The sequence below is a fragment of the Chryseobacterium sp. YIM B08800 genome, from assembly GCF_026163565.1.
Taxonomy (GTDB): domain Bacteria; phylum Bacteroidota; class Bacteroidia; order Flavobacteriales; family Weeksellaceae; genus Chryseobacterium.
In genome coordinates, this window is record NZ_JAPDKN010000011.1 from 56,922 (window position 1) to 80,875 (window position 23,954).

Annotated in this window: 15 protein-coding genes; 10 read left to right on the forward strand and 5 right to left on the reverse strand. The window is 33.8% G+C overall.

The annotated features are described in order from the left end of the window. Positions 1-10 precede the first annotated feature (10 nt). From OEW74_RS05310 to OEW74_RS05330, 5 genes are all read right to left on the reverse strand, one after another. The gene (locus OEW74_RS05310; protein ID WP_265427517.1) at positions 11-859 is read right to left on the reverse strand and encodes an ABC transporter permease; all 849 of its coding nucleotides are present in this window, start codon (positions 857-859) and stop codon (positions 11-13) included. Positions 860-1,030: 171 nt separating this feature from the next. Beyond that, positions 1,031-1,894 (reverse strand): glucose-1-phosphate thymidylyltransferase RfbA, encoded by an 864-nt coding sequence (rfbA, locus tag OEW74_RS05315; protein ID WP_265427518.1) that lies wholly within the window; start codon positions 1,892-1,894, stop codon positions 1,031-1,033. Positions 1,895-1,909: 15 nt separating this feature from the next. Beyond that, a complete protein-coding gene (locus OEW74_RS05320; protein WP_265427519.1) occupies positions 1,910-2,326 on the reverse strand; it encodes a four helix bundle protein in 417 nt (138 codons plus the stop codon). 58 nt (positions 2,327-2,384) lie between these two features. Continuing rightward, on the reverse strand, positions 2,385-3,464 hold the full coding sequence (gene rfbB, locus OEW74_RS05325) for a dTDP-glucose 4,6-dehydratase (RefSeq protein ID WP_265427520.1): 1,080 nt from the start codon (positions 3,462-3,464) through the stop codon (positions 2,385-2,387). Between the two features lie 76 nt (positions 3,465-3,540). Next, positions 3,541-4,851, reverse strand: a complete 1,311-nt coding sequence (locus OEW74_RS05330; protein WP_265427521.1) for a UDP-glucose dehydrogenase family protein — start codon at positions 4,849-4,851, stop codon at positions 3,541-3,543. 295 nt (positions 4,852-5,146) lie between these two features. On the opposite strand from OEW74_RS05330, the gene rimP reads away from it, so the two are divergent. From rimP to OEW74_RS05380, 10 genes are all read left to right on the forward strand, one after another. Then, positions 5,147-5,614 carry a ribosome assembly cofactor RimP gene (rimP, locus tag OEW74_RS05335; RefSeq protein WP_265427641.1) on the forward strand — a complete coding sequence of 156 codons (468 nt, stop codon included), beginning with the start codon at positions 5,147-5,149 and terminating at the stop codon, positions 5,612-5,614. Between the two features lie 15 nt (positions 5,615-5,629). Beyond that, complete coding sequence (gene nusA, locus OEW74_RS05340; protein WP_265427522.1) at positions 5,630-6,865, forward strand: transcription termination factor NusA; 1,236 nt, start codon at positions 5,630-5,632, stop codon at positions 6,863-6,865. Positions 6,866-6,943: 78 nt separating this feature from the next. Further along, on the forward strand, positions 6,944-9,955 hold the full coding sequence (gene infB / locus OEW74_RS05345) for a translation initiation factor IF-2 (protein WP_265427523.1): 3,012 nt from the start codon (positions 6,944-6,946) through the stop codon (positions 9,953-9,955). Positions 9,956-10,162: 207 nt separating this feature from the next. After that, positions 10,163-12,043 (forward strand): S8 family serine peptidase, encoded by a 1,881-nt coding sequence (locus tag OEW74_RS05350; RefSeq protein WP_265427524.1) that lies wholly within the window; start codon positions 10,163-10,165, stop codon positions 12,041-12,043. Between the two features lie 367 nt (positions 12,044-12,410). After that, complete coding sequence (locus tag OEW74_RS05355; protein ID WP_265427525.1) at positions 12,411-15,287, forward strand: SusC/RagA family TonB-linked outer membrane protein; 2,877 nt, start codon at positions 12,411-12,413, stop codon at positions 15,285-15,287. 19 nt (positions 15,288-15,306) lie between these two features. Next, positions 15,307-16,845, forward strand: coding sequence for a RagB/SusD family nutrient uptake outer membrane protein (locus OEW74_RS05360; protein WP_265427526.1), 1,539 nt, complete (start codon positions 15,307-15,309; stop codon positions 16,843-16,845). 24 nt (positions 16,846-16,869) lie between these two features. Beyond that, positions 16,870-17,667: a hypothetical protein gene (locus OEW74_RS05365; RefSeq protein WP_265427527.1), complete on the forward strand. Its 798-nt coding sequence runs from the start codon at positions 16,870-16,872 to the stop codon at positions 17,665-17,667. Positions 17,668-18,621: 954 nt separating this feature from the next. After that, positions 18,622-20,562, forward strand: a complete 1,941-nt coding sequence (locus OEW74_RS05370) for a putative porin (protein ID WP_265427528.1) — start codon at positions 18,622-18,624, stop codon at positions 20,560-20,562. Between the two features lie 12 nt (positions 20,563-20,574). Continuing rightward, positions 20,575-22,161 (forward strand): bacillithiol biosynthesis cysteine-adding enzyme BshC, encoded by a 1,587-nt coding sequence (gene bshC, locus OEW74_RS05375; RefSeq protein WP_265427529.1) that lies wholly within the window; start codon positions 20,575-20,577, stop codon positions 22,159-22,161. A 37-nt stretch (positions 22,162-22,198) separates the two neighbouring features. Continuing rightward, entirely contained in the window at positions 22,199-23,929 is a 1,731-nt protein-coding gene (locus OEW74_RS05380; RefSeq protein ID WP_265427530.1) for an amino acid ABC transporter substrate-binding protein, read from the forward strand. Positions 23,930-23,954 lie beyond the last annotated feature (25 nt).

Genomic DNA, 23,954 nt, shown 5'->3' on the forward strand with positions numbered 1-23,954 from the left:
ATTACTCATGTTAAACCGTGTCCATAAAAGTTTTTTCCACCTTATTAAAAATAACTGTCCCTAAAGCCAGAATGAAAAAAATAATAAGGGTACTAATTCCTAACATCGGAACAGAAAAGTCTCCTTTCCCCAACCAGCCGTATTTAAAGCATTCAAAAATTCCGGTCAAAGGATTGTAATAAGCAATTTCTTTATAGATTCCTTTTAGTTCAGAAATAGGATAGATTACTGGTGTTGCATACATGTATAAACTTACTCCGAAGCCTAATAACATGTTGAGATCTTTGTACTTTGTGGTCAACGCAGAAAAAATCATGCCTGTGCCCAATGCAAATACCGCCATAAGTATAATTAAAAATGGTGTAGCAAACATCCATATATTGGGCTGTATTTCTCCGTTAAAAAGGAAGTAAAGCCAGAATGCTAAAAAAAGCAAAAACTGCACACCAAATCTCATCAGATTTGAAATAACAACAGATATAGGAGTTACCAATCTCGGGAAATATACCTTTCCGAAGATTCCGGCATTTCCTGCAAAAGTAGAGGAGGTACCTGTAAGACATGTTGAAAAGTAATTCCAAAGCATTACACCGGCAAGATAGAAAAGAACTTTCGGTATCCCATCTGTAGATAGACCTGCAATATTTCCAAATATAATAAGGTAAGCGAGGGTTGTAAAAATAGGGTTGATAAAAAACCAGACAGGTCCTAAAATAGTTTGTTTGAAGCTGGATACAAAATCTCTTTTCACAAACATATAAATAAGATCTTTGTACTTCCAGACTTCCTTAAGCTTTAAATCAAATAACGAATGGCTGTCTTCAATAGTTTCTGTCCACTTTTGTTGTGGTTCACTCATTTGTGGGAATTTTTACAAATTTAAAATAATTAATTGATTTCCAATTCGCTGAATTTTGAAATGTTTTTCATACTCAGACAAAAGCATAGCTAATATATTAATAATTATTTCTCTGAACAAAAAAAGCTACCGGTTTCAAACCGATAGCTTTGCATATTTTAGAATATTTTATTATTTAATAACGAGTTTTTTAAGATATTCACCATATCCACTCTTTCCGTACTTCGTTGCCGTTTCCAATAGCTTTTCTTCATTGATGAATCCGTTTCTGAAGGCTATTTCTTCAATACAACCGATTTTGAAACCTTGTCTTTTTTCGATAACACTCACAAATTCTGAAGCATCGTTTAGGGAATCGAAAGTTCCTGTATCCAGCCATGCGGTTCCTCTGTCGAGAACGGCTACTTCCAATTTTCCTTTGCTTAAGTAAACATTGTTTACATCGGTGATTTCCAATTCTCCTCGTGGAGAAGGTTTAATATTTTTGGCAATTTCTACTACTTCATTATCATAAAAATATAATCCCGGAACAGCGTAATTCGATTTTGGTGTCAAAGGTTTTTCTTCAATAGAAACTGCTTTAAATTCATTATCAAATTCTACAACGCCGTACCTTTCAGGGTCTGAAACATGATAGGCAAAAACGACACCTCCTTCCGGATTTGTTTTGTTTTTCAACAAAGTTCCCATTTCTGAACCGTAAAAAATATTATCTCCTAAAACTAAAGCTACAGAATCGTCACCAATAAATTGGTCTCCAAGAATAAAAGCCTGTGCAAGACCATCCGGACTTGGTTGTACAACATATTCAATGTTGCAGCCAATTTGTGATCCGTCGCCTAAGAGTTTGATGAATCCGGCTTGGTCATGTGGAGTGGTGATAATTAAAATATCCTTAATTCCTGCTAAAAGCAATGTGGAAAGAGGATAATAAATCATCGGTTTGTCATAAACAGGCATTAGTTGCTTGCTTACAGCGATAGTAAGAGGGTAAAGTCTTGTTCCGGAACCTCCGGCTAATATTATTCCTTTCATAATTTAGTGCTTGAGTTATTGGGTATTTGAGTTATTGGGTGGTGTGCCTTTTGTTTCGGAGAACGTCCATTTTTTAGAATTCACGGTCATTGAAACAATTATACTCAAAATTTCGTCATATTTTTTATATAAATCTAAATGTGTTTTTTCATCAATATATTTACATGCAAATGCAAAGTCCAGCCAGTTTTGTGTTTCTGCGGCTTCTCCATCTGCATCGTTGAGTTTGTTTATAAATGATTTTTCGTACCGCCGTTTTCTCCATGCTTCTGTAATATTGGCATTTACAGAACGTGAACTCCTTCTTATTTGATCGGTTAATGAATATTTTTCTTCCGCTGGAAATAATTTTGAAATATGAAAAATTTCCATAGCTGCAGAAAAGGCTTTTTGATAGACAATTAAATCTTTATGGAATTTTATAAAGGTCATTCTTTAAAATTATAATTAGAACTAAACTCAAAAACTCAATTATTCAAAAACTCAATTACTACGAATATTGTTTGTTATAGTAATCTTGGTAGTTTCCAGAGGTTACATTTTCCAGCCATTCTTTGTTTTCTAGGAACCAGTCGATTGTTTTTCCTAATCCTTGTTCGAATGTTACAGAAGGTTTCCAGCCTAATTCTTTATTAAGTTTTGTAGCATCAATTGCATAACGTTTGTCATGACCTGGTCTGTCTTTTACATAAGTGATTAACTTTTCAGAATGACCAACAGGATTTCCAAGCTTTTCATCCATTTGCTTAATCAATTCTTTTACCAAGTCGATATTCTGCCATTCGTTGAAACCTCCGATGTTATACGTTTCTCCTGTTTTAGCCTCATTAAAAATCTGATGAATGGCTTTAGCATGATCGATGACGAATAACCAATCTCTTGTATATTTACCATCACCGTAAATTGGCAAAGGTTTTTCATTAATAATATTCGAAATGCAAAGCGGAATCAATTTTTCAGGAAAATGATTGGGTCCGTAATTGTTTGAACAATTTGAAACAATAAAAGGCATTCCGTAAGTATTTCCGTAAGCTCTTACCAAATGGTCTGAAGCCGCTTTTGAAGCTGAATATGGAGATTGCGGATCGTAAGAAGTGGTTTCTAAAAAGAATCCTGTTTCGCCTAAACTTCCATAAACTTCGTCTGTGGAAACATGATAGAAAAGATTGGTTCTTTTTTCGTTTGGGAATCTTCCGTGAGTGTGATCAGGATTCAAAGTCCAGAATTCTTTACAAAGATTCAAAAGATTGGCAGTTCCGTTTACATTGGTGTTAATAAATGCCATCGGATCTGTGATGCTTCTGTCTACATGACTTTCCGCTGCTAAGTGGATAACTGCATCTGGATTATATTTTTCAAAAACCTTTCTTAGTTCTTCAGGTTTTGTGATATCTGCTTTTTCGAAAACATAGTTAGGTTCATTTTCGATGTCCTTTAAGTTTTCAAGATTTCCGGCATAGGTTAAAGCATCCAAATTGATGATGGTAGAATCCGGATTGTTTTTTACAAATTCTCTTACAACATGTGAACCGATAAATCCTGCTCCGCCTGTGATGATGATGTTTTTCATTTGTTTTATGCTTTTAGCCGTTGGCAATTTGCTTTTGGCATTTTATTAATTAATAAATTTCAAAATTTAGTGCTATTTACCTGATGGTTTTTCTTCCAATAGATTTGTAGAAAAATCCGTTCTGTTGAGGAACTTCCAACGGATACATATTTCTTCCGTCGAAAATAGCTTTATTGTTCATTTTTTTAGCCATCATATCAAAGTTGGGATTTTTGAATTCAGGCCATTCTGTAGCGATAAATAATGCGTCTGCATTTTCTAAAGCATCATACATGGTTTTTGCGTAAGCTATTTTATCTCCTAATAATTTTCTTACGTTTTCTTCTGCAATAAGATCGTAGGCAACAATTTTTGCGCCTTTTTGAAGAAGTAAATTGATGTTGTCTAACGAAGAGGCTTCTCTAATGTCGTCGGTATTTGCTTTAAAAGCCAATCCCCACATTGCAATTGTTTTGCCTTCAAGATTTCCTCCGAAATATTTTTCAATTTCAGAAACCAAGATTACTTTTTGTGAAATATTGACATTTTCTGTCGCTTCCAAAATCTGGAAATTAAAATCATCGTCTTTTCCGGATTTAATTAAAGCTTTTACATCTTTAGGGAAACAGCTTCCCCCATATCCGATTCCTGGAAATAAGAAACGGTGACCAATTCTGTCGTCACTTCCCATTCCTAATCTTACTTTATCTACATCTGCGCCTACTTTTTCGCAGTAATTGGCAATTTCATTCATGAACGTGATTTTTACGGCTAAGAATGAGTTGGATGCATATTTTGTAAGTTCGGAAGACTTTTCATCCATAAAAATAATAGGAATTCCGGTATTGGTAAATGGCTGATAAATTTTCTCCATAATATCTTTAGCTTTCTCTGAGCTCGATCCTACAACAACTCTTGCAGGATTCATAGAATCTTCTACTGCAAAACCTTCACGTAAAAATTCAGGATTTGAAACTACATCAAAATCAATAGTAGTTTTTGCGGAAATAGTTTCTCTTACTTTGTCGGCTGTTCCTACGGGAACGGTGCTTTTGTTAACAACCACTTTATATTCGGTCATCAGTTCGCCAATATCATTGGCTACTTTCAAAACGTAAGATAAATCTGCTGAACCATCTTCTCCGGGTGGAGTGGGAAGGGCAAGATAAACAACCTCACTTTTATCTAAAGCTTCTTTCAGGTTGGTTGTGAAAAATAATCTTTCAGATTGAATATTTCTGAGAAACATTTCTTCAAGATTCGGCTCGTATATGGGTACGATGCCGTTTTTCATCCCTTCTACTTTTTTTTCATCAATGTCAACACAATAAACCGAATTACCAAGTTCTGCAAGGGTAGTTCCCGTAACCAGACCTACATAACCTGTTCCTACTATCGTTATATTCAAAATGTATGTTTTTAAAAATTCCAGACAAAAATACTAAAAATTGTCTCATGGTATTTTTTTAATAATAATAACTTACTAAAGATGACAGATTAAAAAGAGTTTGCAATGAAGATTGGTATTGTGAGAGTAGAGTTATTGTATGTTTTTTTTCTGGTAAATTCTTATTCTGTTGATTATGAAGAGTATTTGTGTATTTTATAAAAATGTCATATATTTGCAGGAGATTTACGGAAAAAATGGAAAGGCTTCTAAGAGAAAGCCTTTTTTCGTACTGTTAAATCAGGATATATATTATATGGAGTTTAGAAAAAATATTGAAACATTATTAAATGATTTCCTTCAGACAAGAGAAGATCTGTTTCTTATTGATTTGAAGTTTTCTGCAGGAGATGATATTACAGTAATCTTAGATGGAGATCAAGGTGTTACTGTGCAGGATTGTCTTGATGCAAGCCGTGCAATAGAATTTAATATGGATCGTGAAGAGCACGATTTTAGTCTGCAGGTAATGTCTGCAGGATTGAGCGAGCCGCTTTCGATTCCGAGACAGTTTCGTAAAAACATCGGAAGAGAAATTGAGGTTTTGTTAACTGATTCTTCAGAAATAGAAGGTGAGCTTGCAAAAGTAGATGAAGAGAAAATTACTCTTGTACTGCGTTACCGCAAACCGAAAGAAATAGGTAAAGGTAAAGTAGACGTAGAGGAGGAAAAAGAAATTCCTTACTCTGACATAAAAAAAGCATTAGTAGTACTTAAATTTTAAAAGAAAAAAAGATAAATGGATAATATAGCGTTGATTGAATCCTTTGGTGATTTTAAAGACGAAAAAGGGATCAGTAAAATTGATCTGATGGCGATCATTGAAGATTCTCTAAAGACTTTGTTGAGAAAAAGATTTGATTCTGATGATCACTTTGATGTAATTGTAAACCCTGATAAAGGTGACTTTCAGATTTTCTTAAATAAAACCATCGTTGAAGACGAAATGTCTGAAGATGATGATTTGGAAATTGAAATCACTGAAGCTAAAAAAATAGATCCAACTTTTGAAGTTGGTGAAGATTTTACCATGGAAATTCCGGTAGCGCAGTTGGGAAGAAGAAATATTTTGACGCTGAAGCAGATTTTAGCAACAAAATTGCAGGAGCATAACAATGCGATGTTGTATGATCAGTTCAGAGACAGAATCGGAGAAATTGTAATTGGAGAAATTCACCACATCCGTCACAAGCACGTAATTTTGTTGGATGATGAAGGAAACGAATTTATCTTGCCTAAAGAAAACCAGATTCCATCAGATTTCTTCAAAAAAGGAGAAAACATCAGAGCAATTGTTGAAACGGTAGATTTTAAAGGTTCAAAACCACAGATTATCATTTCAAGAACAGCTCCGAAATTCTTAGAAAAATTATTGGAATTAGAAATTCCTGAAATCCAGGACGGAACAATCATTCTTAAAAAAGCAGTGAGAATTCCTGGTGAAAAAGCGAAAATAGCAGTGGATGCTTACGACGATAGAATAGATCCTGTAGGAGCTTGTGTCGGGGTGAAAGGTTCTAGAATTCACGGTGTCGTAAGAGAATTAAGAAACGAAAATATAGATGTGATTCAGTGGTCTAAAAACCCTGAGATTATGGTGAAGAGAGCTTTAGGAAATGTTACCATCAATAAAATTGACATCAACGAAGAGGCAAACTATGCATTGGTTTATACTCCAATTGAAGAGATTTCTAAAGTAATCGGTAAGCAAGGACAAAATATCAGATTGGCTTCCTGGCTTTCTGGATACGAAATCGACGTGTACAGAGAAGCAAGTGAAGATGATGATGTTGACTTGAGAGAATTCAATGACGATATCGAACAGTGGATTTTGGATGAGTTTAAGAAAGTAGGTCTTACAACTGCAAAATCTGTCTTAGATAAAGATACGGTAAGTCTTTTAAACATGGTAGACTTAGAAGAGGAAACCATCGAAGACGTAAAACGTATATTGAAGGAGGAATTTGAAGATTAATATTTAGAAATAAATTTTAATAACAGTAAAAAAGAATACTTTAATTTTAAGAATTAAAAAAAACAGTAAATAATATAGATGCCAAAAATAAGATTAAATAAAGCGGTTAAGGAATTTAACATATCGATGTCTAGGCTGGTAGAGTTTTTACAGTCTAAGGATATTGTGGTTGAAAACAATCCTAACGCTCAATTAGAAGAAGCGGCATATTCTGCATTGGAAGCTGAGTTTGCCAAAGACGGTGAGCAACGTAAAGCTTCCCATGAGGTGGTTATTTCTAAAGTTCCGGAAGAAAAACTGGAGATGGAAGAAAAGAAAGCACCTGAAGTAATAAGAGCTAAAGCTAATACAAAACCAGAAACCAGAATTTTAGGTAAAATCGATCTTGAGCCTAAAAAAGCTGAACCTGTTGCGGAAGAACCAACTCCTGCACCAGCTGCGCCTGTAGAAGAAAAGAAAGAAGAGAAAGTAGAAGTGAAGGAGGTGAAAGAAGAGGTAAAAGCTGCAAAAGAAGAAGTGGCACCGGTTTCTGAAGTAAAAGCAACTCCTGAAAGGCAAGAATTCAAGGTTTTGGATAAAATTGATCTTTCTCAAATAGAAGGAAACAGAAACAGACCTGCAAAAAAAGATAAACCTAAAACAGAAGAAGTGAAAGCAGAAGCAAAACCTGCTGAACCTGTTAAAGAAACACCAAAGCCGGTTGAAAAGCCTGTAGAAAAAGTGGAAGACAAAAAACCTGAATCTACTATTGAGGAACCTCAGGAGCCTCAGAAAATAGAAACTGTTTATCAAAAACTTGACGGTCCTAAAATTGTTGGTGAAAAAATTGACTTAACTCAATTTGCACCAAAACCAAGCTCAGGAGCTAAAAAGAAAAGAAAGAGAATTGAAAAACCGGGCGGTCCTAACCAGAATACAGGAAACAACCAGCAAGGTGGAAACAATCAGCAAGGCGGACAAAACCGTCCACAAGGTCAAAATGGTCCTGGAGGAAATCGTCCTCAAGGTCAGGGAGGTCAAAATCGTCCTCAAGGACAAGGTGGTCAAGGTGGAAACCGTTTTGGAAATAACAACCAAGGTAATCGTCCATCAGGACAAGGAGGTCAAAACCGTCCTCAAGGACAAGGTGGTGGAAATCGTTTCGGAAATAACAGACCGGGGCAAAGAACGATGCCTGTTGAATTAACCGACGAGCAAGTTAAAAATCAAATCAAGGAAACCCTTGAAAAACTTACTAATAAAGGAGGTAAATCTAAATCTTCTAAGCACAGAAAAGATAAAAGAAGTTTCCGTAGAGAGCAAGACGAGCGTCAGCAAGAAATTGATGCAGCAGACAGAACATTAAAAGTAACCGAATTTATCACTGTTGGTGAATTGGCAAGTTTAATGAATGTTTCTCCTACTGAAGTAATCTCAGCATGTTTCTCTTTAGGAGTAATGGTTACCATGAACCAAAGATTAGAAGCCGATACTTTATTATTGGTAACTGATGAATTTGGATATAAAATTGAATTCTCGGATGCTGATCTTGAAGATACAGACGCTGAAGACGAAATCGATACAGAAGAGAGCCTTGTTTCAAGAGCGCCGATTGTAACAGTAATGGGACACGTTGACCACGGTAAAACTTCATTGTTGGATTACATTAGAAAAACTAACGTAATTGCTGGTGAATCTGGTGGAATTACACAGCACATCGGAGCTTATAACGTGAAATTGGAAAATGGTCAAAGAATTACATTCTTAGATACACCAGGTCACGAAGCTTTTACTGCGATGAGAGCCAGAGGAGCTCAGGTTACCGATATTGCAATTATTGTAATCGCTGCCGATGATGATGTAATGCCTCAAACGAAAGAAGCAATTTCTCACGCACAAGCTGCAGGTGTTCCTATGATTATTGCAATCAACAAAGTAGATAAGCCGAATGCAAATCCTGATAACATCCGTCAACAACTTTCCGGAATGAATATTTTGGTAGAAGAATGGGGTGGAAATGTACAGGCTCAGGAAATTTCAGCTAAAATGGGTAATAATATGGATCTTTTATTAGAAAAAGTATTGTTACAGGCAGAAATGCTTGAATTGAAAGCTAATCCTGAACGTGCTGCAAACGGAGTAGTAATTGAAGCATCTTTAGATAAGGGTAGAGGTTACGTAGCAACAATGTTGGTACAAACCGGAACTTTAAAAGTTGGAGATTATGTAGTAGCAGGTAAAAATCATGGTAAAGTAAAAGCTTTATTGGATGAGAGAGGGAAAAATCTTGCAGAAGCAGGTCCTTCAATTCCGGCAACAATCTTAGGTTTAGACGGGGCGCCTACAGCAGGTGATAAATTCCGTGTTTATGCCGACGAAAGTGAAGGTAAAGCTATTGCTAACAAGAGAGAGCAGTTACAGAGAGAACTTTCAATCAGAACGAAAAAACATACAACGCTTGAAGAACTAGGTAGACGTATTGCTTTAGGAGAATTCAAAGAATTGAATATTATCCTTAAAGGTGACGTGGATGGTTCGGTAGAAGCACTTTCTGATCAGTTACAAAGATTGTCAACAGAAGAAATCAGCGTGAAAATCCTTCACTCAGGTGTTGGGCAGATCACAGAATCTGATATCAACTTAGCGGCGGCATCTGATGCAATTATTATTGGATTTAACGTAAGAGCTGGAGCAAATGCTAAAGATCTTGCAGACCGTGAAGAAATTGAGATCAGAACATATTCTGTAATCTACAAAGCGATTGACGAAGTAAAAGAAGCGATGGAAGGAATGCTTTCTCCGGAGATTCAGGAACAAGTAATCGGTAATGTTGAAATCCGTGAGGTATTCAAAATTTCTAAAGTTGGAACCATTGCAGGTTGTATGGTTCTTACCGGAAAAGTAACGAGACAGTCTAAAGTAAGATTACTAAGAGATGGTATTGTGAAATTTGACGGTGAGCTTGAAAGTTTGAAACGTTTCAAAGACGATGTAAAAGAAGTTACAAAAGGCTACGAGTGCGGATTGAACCTTAAAGGCTATAATGATATCGAACAAGGAGATATTCTGGAAGTATATGAAGAGGTTGCTATAAAGAAGAAATTGAAGTAATTTAGATAAAAAAAATACCACTGAGAAATCGGTGGTGTTTTTTTTATCTAAATGTTAAAAGAGATAAATATTTGTATAAGTGGTTTTTTTTTTACAATTTTGCTAGAATTTTATAATAAAATAACTTTTTTGTTATTTTATTTGTAAAATCAATTTTTAATAATAATCCTAGATAAAAAAGAAATGAAAAAAGTATATTTTTTAATAATGCTTTTACCGGCATTATGTTTTTCACAAACTACTGAAGAGAGAAAAAAAATTGCGTCGCAGTCCGATAAAGTTGGTAATACTATTCTTCTTACTGAGCTAAGGAAACAAGAAAATGAACGTAAGATAAGATTAGAAAACTATTTAAAGAGTAATCCGGAGATTTCTAAAGTTAAAAAATTTGATGAAATTGGAACTAAGGAGTTGATGGATGTTTTACCAAATGGCGAACTCATTTTCGCAAAAACCGATAACGCTGGAGCTGCAATTACTGCCAGAGCAACAAGCTTATACAATGGCGGTAGTTTAGGATTAAATATACAAGGACAAGGAATGATTGGCGGTATTTGGGATGGTGGTAGCGTTAGAAGCACTCATCAAGAGTTTATGGTAGGAGGTATATCCAAAGTTTTATTAATGGATGGAGCTTCGATGGCAAACCATGCAACTCATGTTGGAGGCACAATTGCTGCACAAGGCGTAAACTCTTTGGTGAAAGGACTAGCATTTAATGCATCTCTTAATTCTTATGATTGGACTAATGATTTGGCAGAGATGTTATCAGAGGCAAGTGGAGGTTTGTTGGTTTCAAATCATTCATATGGCATTGGAAGCTTGAGTAGTTTGTGGTTTTATGGTGCTTATGACTCCCGAGCGCGACAGATGGATCAAATCTGTTTTAATAATCCGTTTTATTTACCCGTAGTTTCTGCAGGTAATGATAGGAATGCAAATGAAGCACCTGGGTCTACACAAATAGCTAATAAAGGAGGATATGATATGATTTTTGGACATGGTAATGCTAAGAATGTGATAACTGTTGCTGCTGTGCAGAATGTAGCAAGTTATACTGGTCCTGCTAGCGTGATAATGTCTACATTCAGTAGCTATGGACCAAGTGATGATGGTAGAATTAAACCTGAAATATCTATGAAAGGTGTAAACGTAAGATCAACTTTGTATGATTCAGATACAAGTGTTGGTTTCATGTCAGGTACATCTATGGCTTCGCCTGGTGTTACAGGGGTTGTTTTATTACTACAACAGTATTATAACCAATTGTATTCAAATTACATGAAAGCGGCAACTGCCAAAGGATTGATTCTTCATACGGCTGATGAAGCAGGTTTTTATGATGGACCAGATTATGAATTTGGTTGGGGGTTAATTAATGCTGAAAATGCTGCAAAAGTTATAAGAGATAAAAATCTTATATCAAACAGATCTATTATAGAAGAGAATACTTTAAATAACGGATCTACCTTCACAAAAAATATTTTATCAAATGGATTAGAGCCTTTAAAAATCTCTATTTCATGGACTGACCCTCAGTATCCTGGTCAAAATTCAGGAACAGTGGATCCGACAACAAAATATTTGGTAAATGATTTAGATATAAAAGTTACTTCAGCATCTGGAGCTGTTTATTATCCATGGAAATTACAAGGGATGGGCGCACCTTACGATCCGCCAACCAATAATTCTACTAATGATGTTGATAATTTTGAAAGGGTAGATATTCCACTCCCTGCAGGAAGTTATACTATTTCGGTAACCCATAAAGGAACTCTTACAAACGGAACTCAAAACTTTACATTAATTGCAAGTGGTGGAAATTTTTCAACTTTATCTACAGCTGATCAAATTGCTAAAAGTGATAAGTTAGATATTTATCCTAATCCTGCTGGAGATTGGGTTTACTTTAAGAATAATAATGATCTAGAAGCATCTGTAGTTATTTTGGATATGTCGGGTAAATTATTGAAAAAGGAAACTATTAAAAATGGGAAAATTTCTGTAAAAGAATTGGTTAAAGGGAATTATATGCTTCTATATTCTGATAAAAATAAAGAACAAAGCTTTAAGTTTATAAAATTATAAAATATAAATTTAAGAATCTAGAAAAAGAGCTGTCTATTTTAATGGGCAGCTTTTTTTGTTTTAAAGCATTTTTTTTTAGATTATTTAGAATTAAGATTAATTAATTGGATGAAATATAGCATAATATCAATTTATAATAATTCTAAATAATTTACATTGTTTTATTTATAATATTGGTAAGTTGTTTTTTTTAACTGAATAGCTTTATTTTTTTTTTATTTTGTTGGGTATTATTAATGAATTCTAATATATTTTACACTTTTATAGAATATCAAATAAAAAAAAGCAAATCTTAATAGTTAAAAATTTGCATATGTTAATATTTATTAACATATTTGCTCATTAAAAATATTAAAATTTTGTTAATATGAATGTTAAATTACGTGTGCTAACGGCTGGTGTATTGTTCTTTACTGGGCAGGCAGTTTTTGCTCAGCAAGATTCTACTAAAAATGTTAAAGACATTGAAGAAGTAGTAGTTTTAGGGTATAACAAAACTGCTACAAAGCCTAAAGATGTGACTGCGAGTGTGACTGTAGGTGCAGAAAAATTAGAAAACAGACCAAATGCAACATTTCTTAACTCCCTTCAGGGAGAGGCTGCTGGTTTGTCTGTGAGTTCAACTTCAGGACAGCCTGGTTCGTCTAAAATGGATATCATTATTAGGGGGGTGAGTTCTTTAAATGCAAGTTCTGACCCTTTGTATGTTATTGATGGAATGGTTTCAAACTCTGTGCAGTTTAGAAACTTAAACCCGAATGATATTGAAACTGTTTCTATTTTGAAAGATGCGGCAGCAACTGCAATTTACGGTAACAGAGGTTCGAATGGTGTAATTGTAATTAGAACAAAGCAGGGGAGATATGGCTCTCGTTTTGTTGTAAATTATTCAGGTTCTACAGGTTTGGGGGTGTTGCCTAAAACAAAGTATAACTTAGTTGATGCTAAAGGTCAATTAACCTTACAAAAAAGATATGGGCAAGGGATTGGAGCAAGTTATACTGATGCGCAAATTGCTGCTTATAATGGACCAAATACAGATTGGAGAGATGAGTTTTTCAGGACTGGTATAACACAATCTCATGATTTATCTATGATGTTTGGTGGTGAAAATGTAAATAACTATACTTCATTTGGCTATTTTGATCAAACGGGTACAGTTCCAACAACAGACTTTAAGCGTTTTACATTAAGAAATAATTTAAATGCTAAATCTAAGGATGGTAAATTTGTATTTAATTCTAATTTAGCATTAGGTTATTCTAAGAGACACCAGCTTTTGCAAGAATCTGCTGCTGACGGTTCTACTTCCCAGAATATTGTTCAGAATCCGTTATGGGGTGCTGTTTTAGGATCACCATTAATGGATCCAAATGCATATGCATCTGGAGAAGAAATGTACAATGGCTTTGGTACTAACTTGAATAACGGACAAACTGTTTATTCGTTGTTGGATATTTTAAGAGGTAATCTTCCAAACGAACTTACAGAAACATCCATTGTTGCTAACTTTTCAGCTACTTATAATATCAACGAAAATTTATCAATAACAAATAAATCGGGTGTTGATTATAAATATTCAACAGGGAATTCGGCCAGAGCTCCATGGGCTTATCTGTCTATAGCAGTAGCAAGACCTGCTGGAATTCCTTTTGGGGGAAATGAATCGTTTTCAAATACTACTGAATTTAACTTCAATTCGATTACAAGTGCGAACTACAGAAAAACAATTGGTGAAAATCATACACTTGATGTAGGGGTTTATTTAGATTATTTGAAAACTAATTATAGACAAACCTCACAGAATAGAGAAGGATTAAATCCGTTAAACTGGGTGTTTGGAGCAGGAACGGGATATGTAGGATTTAGCACTACAACTCCTGCACTATATAATCCAACTGCTTCAATGGCTAAAATAACTGCTGGAACATTAGCTTATTTCGCAACATTAGACTATGATTACGCAGATAAATATGGAGTTTCTGGAACTATAAGAAGAGACGGTACATTCCGTTTTATTGGTGATAATAGATGGGGAACATTTTGGTCAGCAGCAGGAAGATGGAATATTGATAAAGAAGAATTTATGACTAATTCTGGTTTTGATATGTTAAAACTAAGAGCTTCATATGGAGTTATTGGTAATCAGAATGTAATTGCTCCTGCTTATGGGCAAAATCCGCTATTAGTAGGAACTAATCTTATAAGAGATACTTATTCACTTCCTGCAACAGGTTATAATCAAACTACAGGTAGCATTGCAGATGGTGTTTTAGCTAATCCTAATGTTCAATGGGAAGAAGTAGGGCAATTTAACGTAGGTTTAGATTTTAGAGTACTTAATAATAAATTAGAAGGTACAGTAGACTACTATAAAAAGAAAACAAATAAACTTTATAATGATATTATTTATTCTTGGGCAGTAGGAACAAACCCGGCTACAGGAAATAATACTATTAAAGGAAATAATGGTAAACTTCAAAATGAAGGGGTTGAACTTAGTTTAAAATATCATTTATTAAACAAATCGGATTATAAATTATCAATTTATGCTAACGGTTCATACAATCAAAGTCGTGTATTAGAGGCTAATCCAGATACATCAATTTTAAAATCTGTTCCTGGCTCAATGATTGGAGAATGGTATTTGGTTGATTATGTTGGGGTGAATGCTTCTAATGGAGAGCTTTTGTTTAATGTTAACGGGCAAACTGTTGAACAGTTTGATCAAATTAACGATTTAAAAGCTACTGGGAAAAGCTACTTGCCAAAATTTGTTGGTGGTTTCGGAATTAATGCATCAGTTAAAAACTTTTTCTTAGATGCGCATTTTAATTGGCAGGCTGATGTTTGGAGAATGGATGGATTATTGGATTGGACTAATAACCCTTCATTGCTTCAGAGAGACCGCATGTCTACAGATCTTTTGAATGCTTGGACTCCAAATAATATGAACACTAATGCTCCGTCACTTACTGCTTCAAATTTAACTTATGCTGATTATTCAAATAGATTCTTACGTGATGCATCTTTCTTAAGACTTAAAAATGTGACTTTTGGATATAGCCTTCCTAAAAGTTTATTGGGTGATAAGTTGAAAGAAGTTAAACTTTATGTATTAGGTGAGAATATTTTAACTTTCACTAAATGGCAAGGTTATGATCCAGAACCGTTATTTGCTTCTTCAGGATCTGTTTATCCTAACTTGAAAACAGTTTCATTAGGTGTAAATGTTAGTTTTTAATTATAAATGAATAGATAAAATGAAAAGAAATATTAAATATTTAGTGGTAGCTTTTGCGACTATATTGTCGGTTACTTCTTGTAATGATGCATTAGAGATTGTGCAGGATGGTGAGTTATCACAGAATGCAGTTTTTTCTAACTCTAAAAATATGGAGAACTATTTGAATGGATCTATTTATGGATCTTTAGATAATTCTTCTCAAATGAAGTTTACATCTGTATTTACTGACGAACTTAGAATTGGTCCGTCTTCTGTTGGAGGTGATTTTGATCTGTACAGATATATTATCACCCCAAATTCCGGATATGCTGAAGGAATTTGGTCTCAAAATTATACTACAATTAGAAGAGTAAATACTTTAATTCAAGGTGCTAATACTATTACGCCAGTTGGGAGTGCAGAGACACTTCAATATAATAATACTTTAGGTGAAGCAAGAGCGATAAGAGCGTTGGCTTATATAAATTTATTAGCCTATTTTTCTCCAAATATGAAAGATAATGGAGCTTTAGGAGTTATGCTTACTACAGAACCTAATATTGTAGGAGATAAATTACCAAGGGTTACAAATGGTGAAATATGGGCAGTTGTAGAATCTGACTTGAACTTTGCTTATAACAATATTAGCCCTACACATCAAGCTTTGCCAGCTACTGCACACAACAGTAGTTTTTATATAAGTAAAGCGGCAGTACAGGCAATCAGAGCTAGAATGTATGTTTATAGAGGTAACTATCCAATGGCTGCACAGTATGCTCAAAGTGCAATTACTGAGTCAGGATTAGGATTATCAATTGCTACTCCTATTCCAACAGGAACTGTAGGATCAACAACTTGGAATACACAATTCTATAACGTTGGAGGAGGCACATCTCCATATAGAAGAATGCTGGTAGATGTGGCAGCGGCTACTGATGAAAACATTTTTAAATTAAGCAGACCTGCTACAGGAACTGGAGGCATTGCGGGTTTATGGACAACAAATACTACTGATTACGCCGGTGCTGCACAGTGGACATTAGGATTGAATGTCTACAATGCTATTACTTCATTAACTAATGATATTAGAAGGTATGCATTTATTGATCCAACATCTCAAAATAATTTTTGGATTATTGACAAATACCCAGGAAAAGGTACTACACCTTTGAAAAATGATATTAAAATGTTTAGAATTTCAGAAATGTATCTAATTTTAGCAGAGGCAGCAGCTCAATCTAATCTTACGCAGGCTGCAGATTATGTTAGACAAGTTAGACAGGCAAGAGTTTATTCTGGTACAGTAACAGCTCCTGTTTATGCTAATAAAGTAGATGCATTAAAAGATATTTTGAAAGAAAGAAGAGTAGAACTTGTATTAGAAGGTCATAGATATATTGATTTGAAAAGACTTGGTCAAGAGGCTGGAGTTGGTATTGATAGAAATGTAAATGATGATTGGGTTTCTTCTACTACGCCTTTAACATTAAGTGCTACTGATTATAGATTTACATTACCTATCCCTGCTTCTGAGATTAGTGGTAATCCAGCAATTCAACAAAATACAGGGTATTAATTATAATATTTAAATTATTTAATTATGAAAAGAATTTTAAGTATATTGACGCTATCATTATTAACTGTTTTTAATTCTTGTCAGGAAGATGAGGCAGTATATTATGAAGGTGATTCTTTAGTTCATTTTAATACGACTACTCAAAGAGTATTCGTTAAATTAGGGACTAACGCGGCAGATGTTTTAGTTACCTATGGTGTTACCAAAGCAGCCGGTTCAAACAGTAATGTAGAATTAGTATTTAATGCAACTAAATCTACAGCCGTATTGGGGACTGATTTTACAATAGTGGAAGGTACAGATACATTACCTGCTGGTAATGTATTAGGTGATTTTAAATTAAATGTTAAAGAAGCTGCAGCGTTAGCTGGAAAAAAAGCTTTTTTTACTTTAAAGTCTTCATCTTTAGGTTTAGCAACATTTAATACTGAAGTAGAAGTTGATTTTGCATTGGCTTGTCCTTTAGAAAATTTCCCATTGAAATATAATGTAGATGTTTTTGCTTTTGGAGAATATGCTCCTAGCCACGAACAGACATTGGTTCCTGTACCCGGGACAGATAATTCATTCAAAGTAAACTCTTCATGGGGACCTAGTTTTGTTGCATGGGCGACCGATAATAATGGGTATAATAATCAATATCTTTACCCGGGAACAATAACTATTCAATGTTCAAATGTAACATTTACCAGTGATGCTCCTACAACAGGTCCTGGTGGAACGGGTACTTATAATCCTACAACAAAAGTAATAGAATTCACAATCAGTCAATCACTATTTACTTCTCCATTTAATACTACATGTACCTTTACTCCATTGTAAAAACAAATAGTGTCTGTCCTAAAAATCTTATACAGATTATAGGTCGAAAATAATTAATTATACCAAAGCAAAAACGTTTTTTTGCTTTGGTTTTTTTTGTTTATAGGTTTTATTTTTAATTCGGGCTGCTCGTGCATTTGGTTGGGTATTAAATAATGTTTTGAAGAATGAAGTTTAATTTCGGATCAATCCCAAAATTTTGGGACTAAGCAAAAAATTATAATCCGAAGAGGAAGAATGCCTTATCTCGTACCCCACGAAATTGTAATCTGAAGTTTTTTTTATTTTGCATTAAAATAATTTAGAATACTATTATAGTTTAGCATGATTGTCCAGTTTAATTTATTGATAGATTTAAACCCTGATTCTTCCGTCTCTTTGAACCAATGCGCCGATTTCAGCATTGCAATTGATCTTTCGATGTTTTGATAATATTTTTAAATGTGCAGAATTTTATTTTCTTCTTGAAATTTAATAATCACAAAGTGTTCAATCAAGAGCTCAGGTAAAAATAATTTAAGTAGTTTAGTATCAGTTATCATAATACAAAATTATCTCTTTGTATTTTTTCTCCTCAACTATTGTAACTGATCCTTAATTTCATTATAAATTTTAATTGACTCATCTACAATATACCTTCTCAATTTTGCTTCCATATAGTATTATCAATATCAAATTCTTGTTTTAAATGCCATTAACCCTTTTTACTATTACAATCTGGTAAAGATTTTAATATTGCCTCATACAGTATCTAATACGATTAATTCTAGCAATATTGCTCTATCCAAGTAATGAATCTATGATTCTAAATTTACATTACCAATTTTTGCTAACCCAAATATGCAACAAAACGTAGGATGGTAATTGAAATATTACAAACCTATAACCCACATGATATTCATGTGGGTTTTTTATTGCCTTTTATTTCTTATTTTTGCTCTACAAAAAATATTCATGAAATACCTTTTTCTAATCATATTTTTCCTTGCTTCATTTACTAAAGCTCAGGTTATTGTCAATAAAACAGACTCAAACATGCTTGAGAAAAAACTAAAAGACACTTTAGTAATAGATTCCGGGACAAAAGATTCTCTTAAAATTTTTAGACCGACGATTAATGATTATCAGTATCAGACTCAGTTTTCTGAAAAGAAAATCTTTGATACAGCGATGAGCTTTAATAAGACCTATATTTTTTCTCAATATAACAACAGAGATAACTTTGGAAGAGTGCAGTTTGCAAATATCGGATCAGGATTCAATCCTTTATCTTATGAAGTGAATGCCGAACAAAACCTTTCTCTTTTGCCAACAAATAAATCGTATGGTATTTTAGGGATTAATGACATCAAATATTATGATGTAAAAACTCCTACTGCGACATTTATTTATCATACTGCAATGAAGAATGGTGCAGCTTTGCAGTCAACGTATACCCAAAATATAGGGAAGAGATTCAATTTTGCTTTAGATTATATGGGGCTTCGTTCTCAAGGGTTTTACAGAAACTCTTTGTCAGCAAATAACAATACTTTGTTTTCCGGACATTATATTTCGAAAAGCGGAGATTATGAATTGTTTGCGCATTACCTTCATCAGAATGTAAACAATCAAGAAAATGGTGGAATTGTAAATGATAATCTTTTCCAATCAGGAGATAGTGAGTTTAGAAATCGTGACAGGGCTTTGGTTAATTTAGCATCATCCAGCTCACAATATTCTTACCGTAGATACTATTTGAGCCATCAGTTTACTCCTTTTAATGCTGAAAAATTCCCTTTTAGAATTAGACACACCATTTTTAATCAAGGGAATAAATATTATTATAACCAAGGTAGCTTAGAACCATATTGGTACACTTCTGCTGCTGAGATTGTTAATGGTTTTCCTCTTGCAACTAAAAAGTATTCAAATAATTTCAGCAATACATTCAGTTTGGTTTTCGATAACGAACGTTTCAAATTGGATGCTGGGTTAAGATACCAAATGTTGAAATTCGGGGTAGATCAAATTACATTGCCTACTCTTCAAATTCCTTCTGAGATGAAAGAAAACAGATTGGGAGCTGTCGGAAATCTACAGATTAAGCTTTTCGATAAATTTCAGGTCAATTCATTCTTGGAAATTTCAAAAGGAAATCAGTTCGGAAATTATTTGAAGACGACAAACAATATCAAGTTTGAGCCGATTAAAGATTACTTTGTGAATGCAAAAGTAAATTTCCAAAGTTCATATCCGTCATTTAATTATCTTGCGAATGCTTCGGCATACAACAACTTTAATTATTTTCTTAATGATGCAAAAAATCAGTCGGTAACAGAAATTGGTGGAAATGTTAATTTAAAATGGTTCCAAACTCAACTTTTTGCCAACTATTTTAGAGTAGATAATTATACTTATTTTGATGCTGCAGCAATGCCAAGACAGAGTGCAAATTCTGTGAATATTTCTCAGATTGGAGGTGATGCTACTTTCAGTTATGGTAAATTTCATTTAAATACAAGATTGCAGTTTCAAAATGTTTTAACCAATAAAGAATTATTGCCATTGCCTTCTTTTATTGGTAGAGCCAACTTTTTCTTTCAGTCTAAAGCATTCAAAAATGCTGCGGAAATTCAGGCTGGCTTAAAAGTATATTATTTCTCGAAATTTGCTACCCGAGAATATTTCCCGATTCTTAATGAATACATTTTGCCAAGCGCAGATTCTTTCTCAATCGGAGGACAGCCAATTGCTGATGTATATGTTAATATGAAAGTAAAGAGAATGTTTTTCTTTATCGAAGGTCAGCAAATAGGAACGGTCATTTCACCAAACAAATCTTATACATTCCCACATTATCCGGTCTATGATTTTAGACTGAATATTGGAATTTTATGGTATCTGTTCAACTAAAATTTAATCAGGTTGAAAACAATAAACAAAATAGCATTCAGCGAAATCGAAAGTATTCCAAAATTGGTTAAAGATTTCCTGAATCATGATATAAAAGGATTTGAAGCACATAATTTTTCGCTTGAAAACTTTGCTCAGCAAATTCATTTAAAACAAAACTCTTTTATAGTAGAAAAAAGAGAAATTCTATCGGAAACGATAAAATCTCAACTTTCAGATTTTAAGTTGTCTTCTAAACAGACAGAAAATTTAGAAAATCTTAAACAAAAAAATACATTCACCATTACAACCGGGCATCAGCTTAATCTGTTTTCCGGACCTGTTTTTTTTGTATACAAAATTCTTCAGACAATAAAAACCTGTAGTTATTTACAGCAGAATTTCCCTGATTTTAATTTTGTTCCGGTGTACTGGATGGCTTCTGAAGATCACGATTTTGCAGAAATCAATCATTTTAAAACCGAGAATAATTATTACGAAATCAACGAGAAATCGGGAAGTGCAGTTGGGAGAATTCAAATCAACGATATTTTTTTTATTTCTGAATTTGAAAAAGAATTTAAAGATTCTATTTTCGGAACTGAGCTTATTTTAATGCTTAAAGAGGCTTACAAAAACGGAAATACTTTAACGAAAGCAATTCAGACTTTGGTTAACAGATTATTTGCAGACTTTGGTTTGTTGATTCTTGATGGTGATTCTAAAGCATTGAAAAATCAAATTAAAGATGTTTTTAAAGATGAACTTGAGAACTTTAGTTTACATAAAAACTCAAAAGATAAAGTCGATTTTCTGACGGATAAATATGGTAAAGTTCAGGTAAATCCGCGTGAAATTAATTTATTTTATCTTTCTGAAACCCGCGACAGAATAGATTTTGATGGCAAAAATTATATCGTTATAGATAAAAATATTCGATTCGCAAAAGAGGAAATTTTAAACGAACTTGAAAACTATCCTGAAAAGTTTAGTCCAAATGCATTGATGCGACCTGTTTATCAAGAAAGTGTTTTGCCGAATTTGGCTTATATTGGCGGGAATGCCGAAATTATGTATTGGCTTGAACTGAAGGATTATTTTACTAAACTAAATTTACCGTTTCCAATTTTAATTCCGAGAAATTCGATGTTGTTTTTAAAAGAAAAGACAATCGGCAAAATCGAAAAACTTAATTTAAAGCTGGATGACTTCTTTCAGAATTTCACAAAGATCACGAATGATAAGATTTTAGATAATAATGAGATTCTTGATTTGCTTAATGAAAAAGAAAATCTTCTCATAAAGCAATTTTCAGAATTGAAAAATGCAGCTGAAAATACAGACCAGTCTTTTGGAAATCTTGTAAAAGCAGAAGAAACAAGACAAATGAAATCATTCGAAAGAATGAAAAAAAGACTTCTTCGTGCTGAAAAAATAAAACAAAACGAATTATTGGAGCGTTTAGAGAATCTGTTTTTAGATGTTCATCCTTCAAAAACCTGGCAGGAAAGAATTTATAATTTCTCTGTATTCTTTGCAGATTTCGGATATTCTTGGATAGAATTTTGCATGGAAGAAATGGTGGTAGAAGATTCAAAATTAATAATTGTTGCCATTTAATTTTAAAGAAGTATTTTTGTAAATTATAATATCGAAAATGATTAAGAGGTTTTTTGTACTATCTGGTTTATGTTTGTTTCTTGGTTTAAATGCTCAGAAAACACACACGGTTATAAAAGGTGATACTCCCTACAATATTTCTAAGAAATACGGAATTTCTGTAGACGAGCTGTTGAAGTTGAATCCTAAAGTAAAAGATGGGAAACTGGCAATTGGAGATGTGGTTAACGTAAAATCGGGAACTGCAAATGCGGTTGCTACAAAAACTCCTGTTGTAAACACTTCTTCTAAAACAGGAAAAATAATTCTTCAGCCTAAACAAACTGTTTACGGAATTACAAAACAATACAGAATTTCTGAAACCGATTTGAGAAAACTCAATCCAGAGTTAGATTCTCACATGAAAATCGGGGACGAAATCACTTTACCTCTTGATAGCATCAAAAAATATGGTGGAAATCAGGCTGTAGCTACTACAGTAACAAAACCTGTGGAAACTGTTACTGAAACTGCTCCTGTAAATAATAACAAAACTAAAATAGATTCCGGAAACGAAAGATCTTCAGCCGGAAATTCTCATTCAAATCAAGATGATTACGCTACTTATACTGTTGAACAAGGCGATACCGTTTTTTCAATTGTGAATAAGTTCGGAATTACAATTGATGAATTGGTTTCATTAAATCCTGAATTATCAAAAGGTTTAAAAGCCGGAATGATTATCAAAATCAGAAAGCTTGATGCCGCTTATATCAAAAAAAATGGTGATGCTTTAAGTGTTGTTTTGATGCTTCCTTTTGGTTACAATACTGGCGAAACGCAATATCGAGCAATGGCTACAGATTTCCTTACAGGAGCTAAATTAGCGATTGAAAGAAATGCTTCAGCCGGACAAAAATTAGATATTAAAATTGTTGATTCTGGTAACGAAGCTTCATTCAAAAGCTCTTTGTCGCAAATCAATCCAAATAATACCGATTTAATTATCGGCCCTTTCTTTAAGTCGAATGTAATTGATCTTTTAGATTTTACTAAAACTCAGAAGATTCCTGTTGTTGCACCATTTGCAAACTCACCGGAATTATATAACTACAGCAACCTGATTATTGTTGAAACAAACGATCAGACGTATGCCGATAAAATTGTGGAAGAAGTTAAGTCAGTTTATTCTGATCAGAAAATTTATATTGTTGCAGACGCTAAAAAAGACAATGCCAATTATCTGAAGTCAAGTCTTGAGAAAAATGTTAAAAATGCTCAGATTATCATTGTAAATGCTGCTTCAGAAATCCAATTGGATCAAAATATGATGACTGGGCAATCTGCTCCGGTTATTGCAATTTTGGCAAGCGATAATGATACGGTAGGTGAAGCTTTTTCAAATAAAATAATTGCCTTATCTAAAGAAGTTCAGGGTATCAAAGCATTCAGTATGTATGCAGTTCCGAGTTTCGATAAAAAAGTGGATGAATTGAGCCAGGCAAGTTTGGTGTATCTGATGGACAGAAAAATCAACGCTGACGGAAATTTTGAAAAAGAAATCTTAGCTGCTTACAAATCAAAATACTGCAAAGTTCCCGGGAAATATGCGGTAATCGGTTTTGATGTGGTAAACGACATGTTGTCAAGAGAAAACAAGAAAGGAGAAATCTTTAAACAAATCAATAAAGTACAGACTCAGTTGGCTACTAAATTTGAATTTGTAAAATCTAAATCAAACGGAGCTTATGTAAACACAGGCTTCAGAGTGATCAGATTGGTTCCTTAATTTCTATAAGGACTTTATATTAAAC